1 protein-coding gene is annotated in these 647 nt (G+C 45.9%); it reads right to left on the reverse strand.

Going from position 1 to position 647, the window contains the following annotated elements:
• The coding region (locus tag EES38_RS23270) for an exonuclease/endonuclease/phosphatase family protein (RefSeq protein WP_166434334.1) at positions 1-647 on the reverse strand (647 nt) is incomplete at both ends.

Raw genomic sequence — 647 nt, forward strand, 5'->3', positions numbered from 1 at the left:
GATCATTGCGTAGACTTCTTGTCAGCTTGCACTTAAGCTGACTCCGCTCTTCATTATGTTCAGAGCCAGGTGGAATGAGTTTGCGAGCATCTATCAGTGCGATAGATGCTGCTGAGATCCAGTGTTGCTCCCTAACCTTCTGGTTTACCTTACTAGCAGATATCACTGCTGTTTCCACAGCTTTTCGGATACCATTCCATGCTGCATCGGGGTAGGCATCACATACATGGCTGCCTAACTGTTTTCCTAGTTGTTCCTGAAATATACTCTTAGCTTGACTATCATTAAGTAGGGCCCTAAGAGGTTTCCTTGCAGGATCTTTCCTACGTCCAGTAAGACGCAAGCAAATACGCGCTCGCACTAGAGCATGATCTGAATCTAGGCATGTGCTCCAGAATGAGCGACAGTCTTCTATCGAGCCCCTCCATCGGTGGCTGATAGCGATGTGATCTATTTGGGTCCAACGTTGGGACGAATTAGGGGGTCGCCATGTTAAAAGATGTTTTTCCTTATGCTTAAAGTTAGTATTTTCAAGGAACAGGAGGTTATCTGAGCATAGCTGCAACAGACGGTCGCCAATATCTGTTCTTTGAGCCACGACACCATAAGATCCACCAAGGTGTCTTTCTCTATCGCTTATTTTACCT

The sequence above is a fragment of the Vibrio viridaestus genome, from assembly GCF_003856525.1.
Taxonomy (GTDB): Bacteria; Pseudomonadota; Gammaproteobacteria; order Enterobacterales; family Vibrionaceae; genus Vibrio; species Vibrio viridaestus.